General features: G+C 69.3%; 15 protein-coding genes. 7 read left to right on the top strand and 8 right to left on the bottom strand.

Features of this window, described 5'->3' with window-relative positions; genetic code table 11:
* Positions 1-149: 149 nt before the first annotated feature.
* Positions 150-1,433, bottom strand: coding sequence for a vanadium-dependent haloperoxidase (locus ACWDAK_RS38570; RefSeq protein WP_427396071.1), 1,284 nt, complete (start codon positions 1,431-1,433; stop codon positions 150-152).
* Between the two features lie 580 nt (positions 1,434-2,013).
* On the opposite strand from ACWDAK_RS38570, the gene ACWDAK_RS38565 reads away from it, so the two are divergent.
* Together ACWDAK_RS38565 and ACWDAK_RS38560 are read left to right on the top strand one after the other, a co-directional pair.
* The gene (locus ACWDAK_RS38565) at positions 2,014-2,235 is read left to right on the top strand and encodes a hypothetical protein (RefSeq protein ID WP_344640293.1); all 222 of its coding nucleotides are present in this window, start codon (positions 2,014-2,016) and stop codon (positions 2,233-2,235) included.
* 334 nt (positions 2,236-2,569) lie between these two features.
* Positions 2,570-2,926, top strand: coding sequence for an ATP-binding protein (locus tag ACWDAK_RS38560; protein ID WP_427396072.1), 357 nt, complete (start codon positions 2,570-2,572; stop codon positions 2,924-2,926).
* Between the two features lie 251 nt (positions 2,927-3,177).
* On the opposite strand, the gene ACWDAK_RS38555 is transcribed toward ACWDAK_RS38560, so the two are convergent.
* Both ACWDAK_RS38555 and ACWDAK_RS38550 read right to left on the bottom strand, forming a co-directional pair.
* Positions 3,178-3,975 (bottom strand): anti-sigma factor family protein, encoded by a 798-nt coding sequence (locus tag ACWDAK_RS38555; RefSeq protein ID WP_427396073.1) that lies wholly within the window; start codon positions 3,973-3,975, stop codon positions 3,178-3,180.
* Positions 3,976-4,000: 25 nt separating this feature from the next.
* Positions 4,001-4,603, bottom strand: a complete 603-nt coding sequence (locus tag ACWDAK_RS38550; RefSeq protein WP_344640290.1) for a sigma-70 family RNA polymerase sigma factor — start codon at positions 4,601-4,603, stop codon at positions 4,001-4,003.
* 140 nt (positions 4,604-4,743) lie between these two features.
* On the opposite strand from ACWDAK_RS38550, the gene ACWDAK_RS38545 reads away from it, so the two are divergent.
* The gene (locus ACWDAK_RS38545; protein ID WP_344640289.1) at positions 4,744-5,022 is read left to right on the top strand and encodes a hypothetical protein; all 279 of its coding nucleotides are present in this window, start codon (positions 4,744-4,746) and stop codon (positions 5,020-5,022) included.
* Between the two features lie 17 nt (positions 5,023-5,039).
* Here ACWDAK_RS38545 and ACWDAK_RS38540 read toward each other — a convergent pair whose 3' ends face one another.
* The gene (locus tag ACWDAK_RS38540; protein ID WP_427396074.1) at positions 5,040-5,357 is read right to left on the bottom strand and encodes a hypothetical protein; all 318 of its coding nucleotides are present in this window, start codon (positions 5,355-5,357) and stop codon (positions 5,040-5,042) included.
* A gap of 44 nt (positions 5,358-5,401) precedes the next feature.
* Entirely contained in the window at positions 5,402-6,100 is a 699-nt protein-coding gene (locus ACWDAK_RS38535) for an IS3 family transposase (protein ID WP_427396075.1), read from the bottom strand.
* A gap of 596 nt (positions 6,101-6,696) precedes the next feature.
* Here ACWDAK_RS38535 and ACWDAK_RS38530 point away from each other — a divergent pair.
* Positions 6,697-7,707: an aldo/keto reductase gene (locus ACWDAK_RS38530; RefSeq protein WP_427396076.1), complete on the top strand. Its 1,011-nt coding sequence runs from the start codon at positions 6,697-6,699 to the stop codon at positions 7,705-7,707.
* 507 nt (positions 7,708-8,214) lie between these two features.
* Entirely contained in the window at positions 8,215-9,078 is an 864-nt protein-coding gene (locus ACWDAK_RS38525) for an SDR family oxidoreductase (protein WP_344639325.1), read from the top strand.
* Positions 9,079-9,299: 221 nt separating this feature from the next.
* Here the strand turns inward: ACWDAK_RS38525 and ACWDAK_RS38520 are convergent, their stop codons facing one another.
* The 3 genes from ACWDAK_RS38520 to ACWDAK_RS38510 form a co-directional block, all read right to left on the bottom strand.
* Positions 9,300-9,497, bottom strand: a complete 198-nt coding sequence (locus ACWDAK_RS38520; RefSeq protein WP_344639326.1) for a hypothetical protein — start codon at positions 9,495-9,497, stop codon at positions 9,300-9,302.
* Positions 9,498-10,090: 593 nt separating this feature from the next.
* The gene (locus tag ACWDAK_RS38515; RefSeq protein WP_427396077.1) at positions 10,091-10,648 is read right to left on the bottom strand and encodes a sigma factor; all 558 of its coding nucleotides are present in this window, start codon (positions 10,646-10,648) and stop codon (positions 10,091-10,093) included.
* 267 nt (positions 10,649-10,915) lie between these two features.
* A complete protein-coding gene (locus tag ACWDAK_RS38510) occupies positions 10,916-11,611 on the bottom strand; it encodes an ArsR/SmtB family transcription factor (RefSeq protein ID WP_427396078.1) in 696 nt (231 codons plus the stop codon).
* A gap of 65 nt (positions 11,612-11,676) precedes the next feature.
* Between ACWDAK_RS38510 and ACWDAK_RS38505 the strand changes: the two genes are divergently transcribed.
* Together ACWDAK_RS38505 and ACWDAK_RS38500 are read left to right on the top strand one after the other, a co-directional pair.
* Positions 11,677-13,005: a hypothetical protein gene (locus tag ACWDAK_RS38505; protein WP_427396079.1), complete on the top strand. Its 1,329-nt coding sequence runs from the start codon at positions 11,677-11,679 to the stop codon at positions 13,003-13,005.
* Positions 13,006-13,007: 2 nt separating this feature from the next.
* A complete protein-coding gene (locus tag ACWDAK_RS38500; RefSeq protein WP_427396080.1) occupies positions 13,008-13,817 on the top strand; it encodes an isocitrate lyase/PEP mutase family protein in 810 nt (269 codons plus the stop codon).
* Positions 13,818-14,147 lie beyond the last annotated feature (330 nt).

The following is a 14,147-nucleotide window of genomic DNA, read 5'->3' as shown; positions in this document are numbered from 1 at the left end:
CTGCAGCTTCTCCAGCAGGTTGATCACCTGCGCCTGCACCGACACGTCCAGCGCGGAGACCGGCTCGTCACAGATGATGATCTCCGGCTTCAGCGACGTGTCGGGTACAGCCGGCTCCTGGTCACGGCACCCTGACGCCGCACGGACGGTCAGAGGTGGTGCGCCACGAAATCGGCTACCTGCGTGCCGAGTTGCTGGCCGGACTGGTTGTCGATGGCGGTGTGTTGGCCGGACCAGATCCGGCTGAGCCAGGCTTCGGTGGCGGCGTCCTGGAAGCCGGCGAAGGTTCGGGAGACGCCCTTCGACGTCACCGTGATCCGGTGCTGAGTGCCGTAGAGCCCGGTGAGCGTCGTCGCCGCGGCCTGGCTGAGAGCGCCGTGAGCGCCGGGGTAGGACGGATCCGGGGCGGTCGGCAGCAGCGGGGTCCAGTTGGGATCGCCGACGATGCACGGGTTGTAGTGCGTGTCGCCGAGCCGGATCGCGGTCACCGGCCGCCACACGTGGTAGGCGTACTTGGCGTCGTACATCGCGATCGCGGTGTCGGCGAGCGACAGGTCGAGGTGGGCGAAGACCTTCACCGCCTGCGCCAGGCTCGCGTTCTGGGAGGTGACCAGGCCCTGCGCGACCTGGTTCCAGACGTTCCAGACGGGCGCCGCCGCCCAGAACTTCGCGGCCGCGGTCTGATCGGGGGTACGGGTGGTACTGGTCTTGCTGCCCAGGCCCTTGACCTCGTTCAGGGCGGACGCGTACGTGGCGGTGCTCACGGCCGGCGGCGCCGCCGGGCGGAACTGGCTCCCGCTGGTCAGCACGAACGGCTTGACCGAGCCCCAGTTGCTGAACACCGGTGCGGGGAAGGCGGGCGGTGTGGGCCGGTAGTCGCCGGGCAGGCTGCCGGCGGTGAACTGCGGCGGCTTGGTTGAGGACCCGTCAGTGGACCGCAGGCTGATCAGTTGGCGCGCGACCGCTGCTCCCACGCCGATGCCCGCCTGCTTGCCGGCGCCGTTGGCGATCGCGGACATCTGGCTGCTCAGCTGCTGGTCCACGCTTGCGCGCTTGGTGGGGTACAGGGCGGCCAGCACGTCGTGGGCTGCCTGGTCCGCCGCGGCGTCCGCACGCGCACCCTGAGGTGCCGGCACCGAGAACACGTACGGGGGGTCCGACTGGGTGATCGATACCACCGCGTCGTACTCGGCGGCCTGGAGCAGCGCGAAGCTCCGCGTGGGGTGGACGGTGGCCGGTTGGGCCTTGGGATCGCTCAGGATGCCGATGAGTTCGCGGTTCCACGCCACGACCGACCTGCCGGACCCCGCAGCGGCGGTGCTCGTGGTCGGTGACTGGGCGGCGGTGGCGGTGGCCCCGAAAGCCGGGCTGGTGAGTCCGGCTGCCAGCACGGTTCCGATCAGGACGGCGAGTGTCTTCTGCTTTCCACTCATTTCGGTGGCTCCTTCTCGCTGGTGGCGGGCCGTGGCAACAGGTGGCAACGCTTGGACCACTCGGGTGCATCACTCGGGCCGCTGCGGACCGGGGAGTTCAGGTACATGGGTGTGTGCTCTCTACTGATCAGCCCGCGAGGCGGGCCGGGTGGGGTCGGTCATTCGGTTGATGTTTTCCGTGCCGGGCCCCGGCGTTGAAGACGTGCATGGCTTCTGGGTCAGCGCGTCGTGCTGCCGTGCGCGGATGGGCCGATGTGGGGGTGTCGGCTGAGCAGCGGGTCGGTGGCGTAGCGGAGCCCAGTGAACGGGGCGTGCGCCGGTGGCTGGACGCGGGCGGCGCCGGTTGCGACGGCGCAGTCGCTGTCCTGAGGGGCGGTGGAACCATCTCGGTCATCTCGGCTCACTCCTTGCCGGATGGGGGAAGGAGGGGTTCCCGGGGATCGGTGCTCGTCAGGTTCCACGGTTCCGGGGGCTGTGCGGTTCGGTGCGTAAGCACCTTTTGCGAGATTTCGTAGATTTTTGGCATATGCGATGAGCGACCTGGAACGCAGAGCCCCGGGTGCTCCGACAGCAACTCGCCGTGCTGCAGCGACAGCTCGGCCACCCGGAGTGGCCTCTGGAGGGCCTGGTCGTCGGTCGCGCCGACGGCTCGCCGCTGCGGTCCCAGTGGGTCCTCGACCAGGTCCGCAAGCGCAGCGCCGAGCTCGACCTACCCAACACCGGCCTCCACGCCCCGAGGCACACCGTCGCCACCATCATGATCGCCCAGCACCATCGCCCGAGCCGCCCGGACGCCTCGTAGGCACCCGTCGACCCTTGAGGTCGCCGCAGGTCACGGCTCCGCTGAGCGCCGTGTGCCCCCCAACCGGCAAACTCCGGAGGTATGAACGGGCCGAACCGCACGGCGCCTTCGCACGTGAAAGTAAACAAGCGCTGGTATTCACGAGATCTCCTCCCCTTCCCCTCCCAGCCGCAAGGAGTGAGTTGAGATGACCCAGCTACTCCCCGCAGACTCCCGCCGCGGCCGCAACGCTCGGCTCCACGCCACACGCCGAAGCCCGCAGCGTCCCCGGTTCGCACCCATTACGGGCGCGCTGCCTGCGCGAGGCTGCTGCCGTCACCAGGCGCTGCTCACGTTGCCGGCGCAGGAAGCACTCGTCTCCGCCGCCCGTCACTTCACGGCGGAGCTGCTGGACAGCTGGAGCATTCCCCGGGACAAGCGGGACTCCGCCGTTCTCATCGTCGACGAACTCGCCGCCAATGCCGCCCGGTACGGCCACGAGTGCATGACGCTGCAGCTGGTCCTCGACCACCACGTGCTGCACATCGTGGTCGTCGACTCCGGAGCTGGCGTAGACCGCCCCAGTCATGACATCGCCCCGGACGAACACGGCCGTGGCAACGGCATCGTCGGGTTCCTCGCACAATCGACCGAGGTCCGCCAGGCTCCGGAGGGTCGCGAAGTCCACGCCTGCCTTCAGTGGCCGGCGTGACCGAACCCAGTTGAGGCTTCGGTCGCCATGTGAGCGCGTCGCTCACATGGCGACCGCGATGAGCACGTCATGACCTTCGAACCCGGCGCGGTCGGCGATGGGGGCGGGGATGACCGCCGTCGCCAGAATCTGCCTCCCCGTCCCGCGGTGAACGTCGCGCCGCGCGGCATGACCTGCCCCGCTCGTCCGGCCAGCCCGTGCCGGCCTTGGCGGGCTGCCGGCTCTGAGGAGCCGACCGGGCGGCTGGGGCCTCACGCCGGGATGGTGAGCAGCTTCTGGCCGTTGCCGGCGTAGATGTCGAAGTGACTGATCGTTCCTGGGGACATGGGTACGGTCCCGGAAATCTTGGCGTCACCCGGGTACTCGCCGGCCTGCCAGGTGGCGGCGGTCGCTGTGGTGCCCGTGATCCCGACCGCTTGCAGGCTGCAGGTGATCCCGGGGGGCGCTCCCTTCGCCGAGACCTGCAGGGCGCTGCCCCAGGCAGCGGGCGAGACCTCGACCGTGGCGGACACGCCGGTGGTGGGGTCGGTTCCGGAGAAGGTGCGGACCGGGGCCGGTGACGTCGCGGCGGGCTGCGCGACCTGGCTGCTCGTGGACGCGACGGTAGCCAGCCACGTACCGCCCGAGGCTGCCGCGGCGATGAGCGTCGTGGCGGCTGCGAGCCCGACCAGTTGCCTCCGCACGGCGGTACGACGTCGGGACGCGGCCTGCTGGAGCAGCCGGTCGAGTCGGGCTCGCTCGGTTCGCCGCGGTGCCCCCGGCACGGCAGCGGCCGCAGGCTGCTCCGGCTGCGCTCGCGTGCTTGCGGCGGCCCGTCGTACCAACCGGTCGGCCAGCTCCTCGCTGGGCGCGGGCGCTGCCTCGTCTGCGGCCTCGGTCTCGCTGACCGTCGCGAGTAGCGCGGGCAGCCCAGCCAGTTCGGCATGCTCGGCCTGGCACTCGGCGCATTCCGCGAGGTGGGCGCGCACCTGCTCCGTCTCCCTCGGGGACAGCGTTCCCAGCACGTATCCGCCCAGGGAGAGCCGGATGGCGTCACGGTCGCCGTTCATGGTCCGCACCTCCTCCACGCCGCTGTCACGGCTCGATGCCCCGTTCCTGCAGCGCCAGCCGCAGCGCCTTCAAGGCGTAGTACGTGCGCGACTTCACGGTGCCCACCGGAACGCCGAGCACCTGCGCGGCCTCGACCATCGTCCGGCCCCTGTAGTACGTCTCCAGCAGCACGGCCCGGTGCTCCAGGGAGAGGGTCCGGATGGCTTCGGCCACCGCCCAGCTCTGCAGCGCTTGCTCGATCTCGTCTTCTCCGGGCGCCTGCTCCGCGACCCGTTCCAGCACCTCCCCATCGACCTCGGTCGGCCTGGCCCCGCGGGCCCGGCGGGCGTCGATGACCAGGTTCCGGGCGACCGCGCACAGCCAGGCCCGGGCCGGTCCGCGCTCGGGGTCGAACGCCGCCGGGTGCTGCCAGGCCCGCAGCAGTGTCTCCTGCACGACATCCTCGGCCCATTGCCAGTCTCCTGAGGTCAGTCGCAGGACGAAGTGAAGCAGCGGCCCGGCATGCTCCGCGTACAGCGTGCGGAGCAGTTCCTCGTCCGCGCGGGAAATGGTCCCCGTACCAGAGACACGGTTCCCAGAGCGATCCGGCTCACTCGATGGACCGCGTTTCCGAAGACTCCACGGCATAAGTCGATCATCGCATATGCCACAAAACCCTGAAATCTCGCAAAAGGTACTTACGCGCCGAACCGCACGGCCCCGGCACCCGTGGAACCAGACGAGCACCCATCCCCGAGCCTCCCCCGTCCCGCAAGGAGTGAGCCGAGATGACCGAGATGGCTCCGCCGCCCCTCGGGACCTCCCCCACCGCGCGGCCGGTCACGCGACCCGACCACGTGCCACGGCTCCACGAGGCGCTCCACGAGCACAGCGGATGCACCGCCCGCCTCCTGCCCGGCGCGCCCGCCATCACACACAGCGACTACGCCGTCGCAACCGGCGCCCCCGCATCCGCCATCCACGCACAACAGCACGGCGGCCGCGTTGACCTGAATGCCGTGCACGTCCTCGACGCCGGGTCCCCGCGCGGAACACCGACCGGATGACCGACCCCCACCCGCCCCTATCGCGGGCTGACCAGCAGAGAGGCACACACCGTGCACCCGAACTCCGTTCCCTCACCCCGACGGGCCCTGGTGGCAGCCGGCCTGGCCGTTGCCACCGCGAGCACGCTGGTGCTGCTCAGCGCCTGCGGCGGATCACCGCATCCCTCCTCGACCGGTTCCGGCGGTACCTCAAGCTCCGCCCCGAGCGCCCCGGCGATGCCCAACACGAGCACACCGGCAAGCCCTCCGACCACAACGGCACCGGCGACCAGGAACACGGTGACGATCCAGAACTTCGCGTTCGCACCAGCCAGCCTGACGGTCAAGGCGGGCACGACGGTGACCTTGAAGTTCCACCCTGCAGTTGGACACTGTCCGTTTACGCCGCCAAGGCGTGACCCTGCTGGTGTCGTTGTCGGGTCTCGAGTGGGGTGAGGTAGCCCCACTCGGGGTGTTTGCGCAGGCGCCTGCGGTTGTAGAAGGTCTCGATGAACGCGAAGACCTCCGCTCGGGCGGTGGCGCGGTCCGGCCAGCTCCGGGTGCCGATCTCCTCCTTCAACACGGCGAAGAAGCTCTCAGCGGCAGCGTTATCGTAACAGGAGCCGACTCGTCCCATCGACTGCCTCATGTCCAACTTGCTTATCTCGGTTCGGAATTCAGCCGACGTATATTCGCTTCCGCGGTCCGAGTGGAAAATGCAGCCACGCTCCAGGCCGCCGCGTCCGGCCGCCATCCGCAACGCGGCCACCGGCAGCTCGGCGCGGTGGTGGTCGGCCATCGCGTAGCCGACGACCTCGCGGGTGGCCAGATCGATGCAGGTGGCCAGGTAGAGCCAGCCTTCCTCGGTCGGCAAGCAGGTCATGTCGCCGACCAGCCGCACTCCGGGGCGGAGTGCGGTGAAGTCGCGCCCTATCAGGTCCGGGACGAACACCGGCTTGCGGGCCTGGCGGGTCAGGCCACGGCGCCGACGACGGGTGACGCCCGTGATGCCGCGCTCGCGCATGATCCGCTCGACCTTCTTCCGGTTGACGGCGCGACCTTGGCGGCGCAGTTCCGCATGCACGCGCGGGACACCCACCCCTGGAAGCGAGGTGGATCACGCTGATCTCGGCCGCGAGGAGTTCCTCCTCGCGCAGGCGGGCCCGGCGGGCGGCCTCGCCGGCCCGCCAGGCGTAGAACGACGACCGTGAAGTTCCACCCTGCGCTCGGACACTCTCCGTCTACGCCGCGAGGGTGTGACCTTGCTGGTGCCGCTGGCGATCTCGAGTGGTGTGAGGAAGCCCCACTCGGGTGCCTGCGCAGACGCCTACGGTTATAGAAGGTCTCGATATGCGCGAAGACCTCCGCGCGGGCGGTGGCGCGGTCCGGCCAGACCCGGGTGCCGATCTCTTCCTTCAGTACGGCGAAGAAGCTCTCAGCGGCGGCGTTATCGTAACAGGAGCCGACTCGTCCCATCGACTGCCACATGTCCAACTTGCCTATCTCGCTGCGGAATTCATTCGACGTGTATTCATCGAATTCAATCAGTCGTCGCAACACAGGCTCTTGGGGAGGCCGCCGAGGGGGCCCTGGCTGCCGCGGGGGCGGCTGTCGTGGTCAACGACCGTGGTGCCGAACGCGTCGCCAAGTCCGATGACCGACCAAGCGCCCCGAATCCAGATAAGGAACACCATCGTGAACCTCCGTGAGATCCTGCCCGCGCGCATCGGCTTCGGAACCGCGCCGTTGGGCAACATGTTCCGCGCCGTCCCGGACGACGAGGCCATCACGACCCTGAATTCCGCCTGGGACCAGGGCATCCGCTACTACGACTCGGCTCCGCCCTACGGGGCCGGCCTGGCAGAAATCCGCCTCGGCAAACTTCTGTCCAGCAAGCCAAGGGACAGCTTCGTACTGTCGACCAAGGTCGGCCGCGTCATCCTGGATGAGGTCGAGACCGGCGCCAGCGACCTGGGCGACAAGGGCACCCTGTTCGAGTACGGCCGCCCCAATACGATCATGCACGAGTGGACGGCCGAAGCCACCGAACGCTCCATCGAGAACAGCCTGGAGCGGCTCGGCGTGGACCGCCTGGACATCGTCCGGGTGCACGACATCTCCCAGGACTTCCACGGCGACATCTGGCTGCAGAAGATCGAGGAAGCCCGCACAGGCGCGTTCCGCGTGCTGTCCCGCCTCCGCGACGAGGGCACCATCAAGGCCTGGGGCCTGGGTGTCAACCTCACTGAACCGATCGAGATCACCCTGGCCTTGGACGAGCCCAGGCCCGACGGCTTCCTGCTGGCAGGCCGGTACACCCTGCCGGACCACGAGCACGCCCTCCAGCGGCTGCTGCCGATGGCCGAGGAGCAGGGTGTCGGCACGGTCGTTGGAGGCCCCTACAGCTCCGGTGTCCTGGTCGGCGGAACCCACTTCGAGTACGCGGACGCGCCGCCGGCGATCCTGGAGAAGGTTCGCCGCATCAAGGAAATCTGCGTGCGACACGGGGTGGGCGTCAAAGCGGCGGCCCTGCAGTTCTCCCTCGCCCACCCTGTCTCTGCCGCCGTCATCCCCGGCGCCATCAAACCGAGCCGGGTCGCGGAGGACCTCGCCGCTCTCGGCGAGCAGATCCCGGCCGAATTCTGGCGCGACCTACGGGAAAACGGCATGGTCAGCCCGCAGGCGCCCCTGCCTGGCGGAGTCTGAGCCGCTGGCTCCACCCAGCAGAACTCACCAACGCCGGAGGAACCCTCATGGCATCGACATCTGTGAGCCGGATCGTCGATCGGAACGGTCTTCCAGCAGGCTCACGGGGCGAAGAAAACTCCATGATCTTGGAAGTCCATGCCTGCTTTGCGCCTGGGTCGACCAACCCGCCGCAGACAATGACTAATCAGACGATCCGTCACTTTTCCAGGTCTGCCCAGATTCTGAGTAGAGGTCATCAATCACTGTGCGCGCTGCTATTAGCTCTTGAGCATTGCTCCCTCCCGTGCTGCCAATACCCGATTGGCCTACTTGGATTGCCGTCCCCAGCGGAATACGTTGATCATAATCGTGCAACGCTCCCGGCCAGAATGCCTCGCCTGCCACCCCGAGAGGGAGCGTCCTCGCGCACGACAGCCAGCGTGTCAGCGTGCCTCAGTCGACTCTCAGTGAACGGTCAAAGCGTCGACGACTGCGGGACCAACACCATGAAAGGATGCACTCGGCATGGCGAATGCGGAACTTAGGAAGGTCCTTATCACGGGAGCGGGCACCGGCTTCGGGTTCGAAGCCGCTATGCGCCTGGCGGAGAAGGGCTTCGACGTGATTGCGGGGGTGGAGATCTACGCCCAGGTGCAAACACTGAAGTGGCAGGCAGCCGAGCGCGGAGTCAAGCTTCGGGTCGAGAAGCTCGACGTCACGAACGACGGTGACCGTCGCAAGGCTCTCAACTGGGGTGTGGAAATCCTCGTAAACAACGCCGGAGTCGGCGAAGGCGGCTCCACAGTTGACATTCCCGAGTCGAACATTCGGCACCAGTTCGAGGTCAACGTCACCGGGCCCCTGGTCCTCACCCAGGGGATCGCCAAGCAGATGATCAAGCGCGGGGCAGGCCGCATCGTCTGGGTTTCTTCGAGGGAGGGCCTGAACGTCAACCCGTTCACCGGCATCTACTCCGCCTCCAAGCACGCAGTCGAGGCGATCGCCGAGACTATGGCCTACGAGCTGCAGGAGCACAAAATCGAAGTCGCCACGGTCAACCCTGGGCCCTTCCTGACCGGGTTCAACGACCGCATGTTCCAGACCTGGGAGAGCTGGGAAGATGACCCGTCCCAGCGGCTCTTCGACTACTCCAAACTCTCCTTCCCCCGCGCGCAGTTCGACCCTGAAGCGGTCTATGCGACGTTGACGGCCGTCGCTGCCGGCGAGGTAGACAGTTACCGCAATTTGGAGCCCAAGTCGATGCTTGAAGAGACCAAGCATCTTCAGGAGGTTCCGTGGGAGCGCAAGATCACGGACGGCCTCGGGACCCGACACCCGGCCATCCAGCATTCCTACGAGATGAAGCCGGAGACTCCTGTCGCCGAGTGACCCCCACTCCGCAGGTGACCGCGGGCAGAAGAGGTTCCTGAGTTGCACCGGTGGTCGCGCACCGCCCGTCCTCCCCTTGAAGTTCCCCGGGGAACTTCAGCTTGACCAGCAACGATGACTTTCCGAGCCCCACAGGCTTGAAGCGCAGGTTGATGGCGCTTTCCTCGCCTACTGCCAGCGCGCGCAGGACCGGCGCGGCAAAGACCGACCTGTCACGCGGCTTACGACGATTCCTCGGTCCAACTGATGCACGCGATCATCGACGTCGGGAAGCTGTGGATCTGCGAATCCCAGCGGATGTGCACCCAGGACTCCTCCCTGCGAACCTGCATGTCGGGCATCTCCCTTCCGTAGACGGTGCCGCCGACGACCAATCTGTCGAAGTTGAACACGACTGTTGCGGTGATGAAGTCGCCCATGTAGATCAGGGTGCGCCCGGCAGGGCACGGCCGCATCCGGCCCGGACGGCACCGAGACCTCGCGCCAGCGGGCCAGGTGGTGCCAGCCGGGGGCTTGGGCAGGCGTTCACAACTTGACCCCAGGACGGCCTACGCCGGCCGGTAACGGCCGCCCGTATAAGCCTCCCGATCGATCCGGTACATCTCGGCCTTGAACGTGGTCCGCCTCTGCCGGTCCTCCGCGTTCGGGATCCACGGAGGGACCGCCCGCGCACAGGTGCACCTTCTGATGGTCGAAACCGTGCCGCACCGCAGGGCAATGGAGAGCAGTATGGATTCGGGTCCGCTGCGGATCGTCGGGGGCCGCCATGAACCGGGTGGAGATCGCGGTCTGCCGTTTCGACCGGTTCCAGCAGCGTCATAGTGTCGTGGGCCTGCCGTTCGCGGTAATCCAGAAATTCGGCAACGACCAGGCCGGCGGCAAGGCGACGCTGATCGCCTACTACGGGCTGTTCGCCAAGCGGGTTCTTCGCGATCACCATCGGCCTGCTGTCCTGGCTGTACATGGGAGCCCGCCTGACCCTGCTCGCGGCGGAGATCAACGTGGTCCTGCACTACCGGCTGTGGCCGCGCTCGATGACCCAGCCACCGTTCCCCCGGTCGCAGTCGCCGAGCCGGTCGAGCAGGGCGCCGCCGGAGTCGTCGGTACCGTCGTCGCGCGTGGCGTCCAGCGAGTCGCAGTAGAAGACACGTCCGGCGTCCAGTCCTGCGGCGACCTGCGCGCGGGTGAGGCCGAGGTCGTCGGCGAGCTCCTCGGGCGTGGGCAGCCTACCGAGTCGCTGCTCCAGCCGGTCGGAGCCGCGGGCGGTCATCAGGTAGAGCTCCTGGACGCTGCGGGGAACGCGCAGCGGCCAGGACGTGTCGCGGAAGAACCGTTTGATCTCGCCGGTGATGGCGGGCAGGGCGTAGCTGACGAACTCGACGCCGCGGTCCGGGTCATAGCCGTCCACGGCCTTGATCAGGCCGATGGTGCCGACCTGGAGGATGTCGTCCATCTCGGCGGCACGGTGGCGGAACCGCACGGCGACGAAGCGGACCAGCGGCCTAGGAGCGTGGGTCAGTAAGAGCCCGCGCAGATAGGCGGCGTGGAGATCCGGCAGCAAGGCGGACACAGGTGGCTGTGCAATCGAGGATGGGAGTCGTTCCGACGTGACTGCGGGAGTCGCCTTCTGGCCGAGTTTGCAACGTCGGTTTGATTTGACGTCAGCCAGCGTCTTTGCGGTGGGATCGTGGAGTGTGCAATTCCCGTAGGGCCGCCTGGAGCGTGCGTGCGTTCGGGGATTCGCCTGGGGGGGCGTCCTCAACTCCCGCAAGCATTGCAGCTCCTGCGAGCGGCGCGGTTCACCTGGGGTGCAGGAGAAGCTGGGGCCGGGCCGCGCTCAGTCGAGGGTGATGCCGAACAGGTCGTGAAGGGCGTCGGTGCCGGACGCGGTGACCCGCAGGGCGCGGCCGGTGCCGATGGGTTCGAGCCAGCCCGCGTCCATCGCGTGCGCGCACAGCGCTGCGCCGAGGGCGCCGGCGAGGTGGGGGCGGCGTTCGGTCCAGTCGAGGCAGCTGCGGACCAGCGGGCGGGAGCCGCGGCGCTTCTTGTCCACGTCGATGCCGATGCCAGTCAGCCAGGCGCGGCCTGGTGTGGTCACGATCAGACCCATGTCCTTCGTGACAACGCCGCGTGCCAGCAGGGCGTCCGCGAGGGCGACGCCGAGGCGGCCGGCGAGATGGTCGTAGCAGGTCCGGGCGCGTGCCTCAGCGCTGCGGCGGGCGCTGTCGCGCAGATTGCGCGGTGCGGGTACGGACGCCGACTCTGCCGCGAACGCGGCCATGTCCTCGACCAGCGCGGCGGTGTCGGGCCCGGCCAGCCTCAGGTAGCGGTGACGGCCCTGGCGCTCCTCGGCCAACAGCCCTCCGGCTACCAGACGGGACAACTGCTCGCTCGCGGTCGATGCCACGACGCCCACGTGGTGGGCCAGTTCGCTCGCGGTCCAGGCGCGGCCGTCCAGCAGCGCGAGGCAGATCGCGGCTCGGGTGGGGTCGGCCAGCAGCCCGGCGAGCCGGGCCAGAGGTTGCGCGGACATGAGGCCATCATGCCCCGGCTACGGTTCGGTGTGCGCCGAAGTATTCCGCACGTAGCGTGAGCCGCATGACGATCTCCGACCCGCCCGTCCGCTCGTCCCGTGTCACCGCGTACGCCGACGCCCGCGCGGCGCTCGACCAGCCGCTGCTGGTCCCCGAACCCGTCGCCGACGCGGCGGATGCGCCCGCCGGCTCCCTGGCCTGGCTGCGCGCCGCTGTCGCCCGCTTCACCGGCGACGCGCGGGCGCACGCCCGTCAGCGCGCCCACGCGGTGGCGGAGCTTGCGCGCCTGGACCCGCGCGAACTGCGCCGGGCGGCTGCCGGTTCGGCGGTCGGCGCGGACGACCGGCACACGGTCGTCCGCATACTGGCCGAAGAGCTGGGCCTGCCGGGCCCGGACGCGGTGGCCGACGCGGTCATGACCGTCTCCGCCGGATACTTCGGCAGCGAACTGACGCCCACCCAGGCAAAGGCTGTCGACGAGGCCATCGCGTCGCTGCTCGCCCGGACCGCCCAGGGGGGAGGCGTGGAGGACCTGGAGTTCGCCGCGCAACGGATCGGGCTGTTGGTGCAGGCGTGCGACGCAACCGCCCGATTGGTCGAGCACGCCCGCCGGAGCGCGCCGGACGGGCTCCCACCAGGTGGCGCGGACGCCCTCCTCGCCGAGGTGCTGCGGCACGACCCGCCGGTGGCCGCGCTGCGCCGACGAGCGCTGGCCGACGTCCGCGTGGGCGCGCTGGACCTCCGGGCCGGGGAGGTGGTGCTGGTCGACGTCACCGCCGCACAGCAGGACGCCCCCGCTGGCGGCGACCAGGCCGATTCGGACATCGGCGCCCACAACGACCCGACCCCTCTCGCCTTCGGCGCGGGGCCGCACCGGTGTCCGGGCCAGGCCCAGGCACTGGCGCTCGCCGCCGGGCTGCTGGAGCGGGACGACCCGGCCACGCAGGTCACAGAGGCGGTCGCACGGGTGCTGGACCTCGCCGTGACCTGGACCGCCTGGGACGGGCGACCGTTGGCGGTGGACGACCGCGTCTACACCCCGCACAAGGCGATCCGCCGGGCCACCGACCATCTGGTGGACCACCTCGCCGAGTTGGAGGCCCGCCTGGCGGGCCAGGAGCCGCAGCCGGACCACTGGCACGCCTCGGCGACCACCACCCCGGCCGACCTCGCGCCGTTCACCACGGAGGACCTCGACGAGGCGCGCAGCCGCCTGGTCCGGATCGGCCGGATCTGGGCCGACCGCCTCGAGGCGCTGAGCGACGCGCAGTTGGACCGCTCGCCCGGCCAGGGCTGGCCCTTCCGGCTGCTCGCCGCGCATGTCGCCGGCTCGCTGGACTACTACGCCGGAGCCGTTGGCCGTTTCGGTGCCGCTGCCAATCCCGAGGAGTAGGTATGAGCACTGCCGGCGTTTCCGCCGCCATCGCCTTCCGCAACCTGCACCACCGCCCCGGCGCGCCGCTGCTGCTGCCGAATGCCTGGGACCACGCCTCCGCGGCCGCGCTGGCCGCGGCCGGTTTCGCCGCCGTCGGCACCACCAGCCTGGGTGTCGCCGCCGCGGCCGGGCTGCCGGACGGGGCCGGCCGGACCCGTACTGAGACGCTACGGCTCGCGCGCCGGATCGGGGGCGGGCCCTTCCTACTCTCCGTCGACATCGAGGGTGGCTTCAGTGACGACCCGGCCGAGGTCGCCGACCTCGCGGCGGAACTCGCCGAGGCGGGCGCGGTCGGCGTCAACCTGGAGGACGGCCGCGGCAACGGCGACCTCACCCCGCCGCGCCTGCACGCGGCGAAGATCACCGCGGTCAAGGCGGCCGTGCCCTGGCTCTTCGTCAACGCCCGCACCGACACCCATTGGCTGGGCGGCGGACGCGAGGCGGAAACGGCATCTCGTCTGGCGGTCTACCGGGACGCGGGCGCGGATGGCGTCTTCGTGCCGGGTCTGACCGATCCGGCGTCCATTGCGGCGGCAGTGGGCACGACCGCGTTGCCGCTCAACGTCCTCGCTACACCGGACGGGCCTTCGCTCGCCCGCCTCGCCGAACTCGGTGTGCACCGGGTCAGTCTCGGCTCGCTGCTGTTCCGGCTCGCCCTCGGAGCGGCCGTGGACACCGCCGCCAGCCTGCGCGCGAACGGTGTGTTCCCGCAGACGCCCTCGGTCCCGGGCTATGCCTCGGTTCAGGCCCTGGCTTCACCCGGGAGCTGAGGACACGACGGGCTCCCAGGCGCATCGGTCTCGTCGCTTGCGCCGCACCGGACACGTGGGGTTACGACGCTCTGTTCTCGGTGTGCGTCGTGAGGGCCGCTCGCTGGAGTCCGACCCAGGAGCACCCGGCCATCGCGCCGGGCCCTCAGCATGACCAACGTCTGACGGCAGCCCCGCGACCTCCGATACAGGGATCGCCCCAGATCAGCCGACGCGAACCGAAACGCGGAGGCTATGAGCTTGCTCCGCTTTGACGGACACCGTTGGTGTGGTGGTCAGGCCGCCAGGACGGTCTCGTATTCGGCGGGACTGCGGTAGCCGAGGCTGCTG

This window comes from Kitasatospora sp. NPDC001175 (genome assembly GCF_053598215.1).
Note: the sequence above shows the minus strand (reverse complement) of the source record. Positions and strands in the feature narration are given on the sequence as shown.

What these genes read in the sequence shown, in the direction of transcription:
- ACWDAK_RS38570 (WP_427396071.1), bottom strand. Translation starts at nt 1,433, where the DNA reads ATGAGTGGAAAGCAGAAGACACTCGCCGTCCTGATCGGAACCGTGCTG.
- ACWDAK_RS38555 (WP_427396073.1), bottom strand. Translation starts at nt 3,975, where the DNA reads ATGAACGGCGACCGTGACGCCATCCGGCTCTCCCTGGGCGGATACGTG.
- ACWDAK_RS38550 (WP_344640290.1), bottom strand. Translation starts at nt 4,603, where the DNA reads ATGCCGTGGAGTCTTCGGAAACGCGGTCCATCGAGTGAGCCGGATCGC.
- ACWDAK_RS38545 (WP_344640289.1), top strand. Translation starts at nt 4,744, where the DNA reads ATGACCGAGATGGCTCCGCCGCCCCTCGGGACCTCCCCCACCGCGCGG.
- ACWDAK_RS38525 (WP_344639325.1), top strand. Translation starts at nt 8,215, where the DNA reads ATGGCGAATGCGGAACTTAGGAAGGTCCTTATCACGGGAGCGGGCACC.
- ACWDAK_RS38520 (WP_344639326.1), bottom strand. Translation starts at nt 9,497, where the DNA reads ATGGGCGACTTCATCACCGCAACAGTCGTGTTCAACTTCGACAGATTG.
- ACWDAK_RS38510 (WP_427396078.1), bottom strand. Translation starts at nt 11,611, where the DNA reads ATGTCCGCGCAACCTCTGGCCCGGCTCGCCGGGCTGCTGGCCGACCCC.
- ACWDAK_RS38505 (WP_427396079.1), top strand. Translation starts at nt 11,677, where the DNA reads ATGACGATCTCCGACCCGCCCGTCCGCTCGTCCCGTGTCACCGCGTAC.
- ACWDAK_RS38500 (WP_427396080.1), top strand. Translation starts at nt 13,008, where the DNA reads ATGAGCACTGCCGGCGTTTCCGCCGCCATCGCCTTCCGCAACCTGCAC.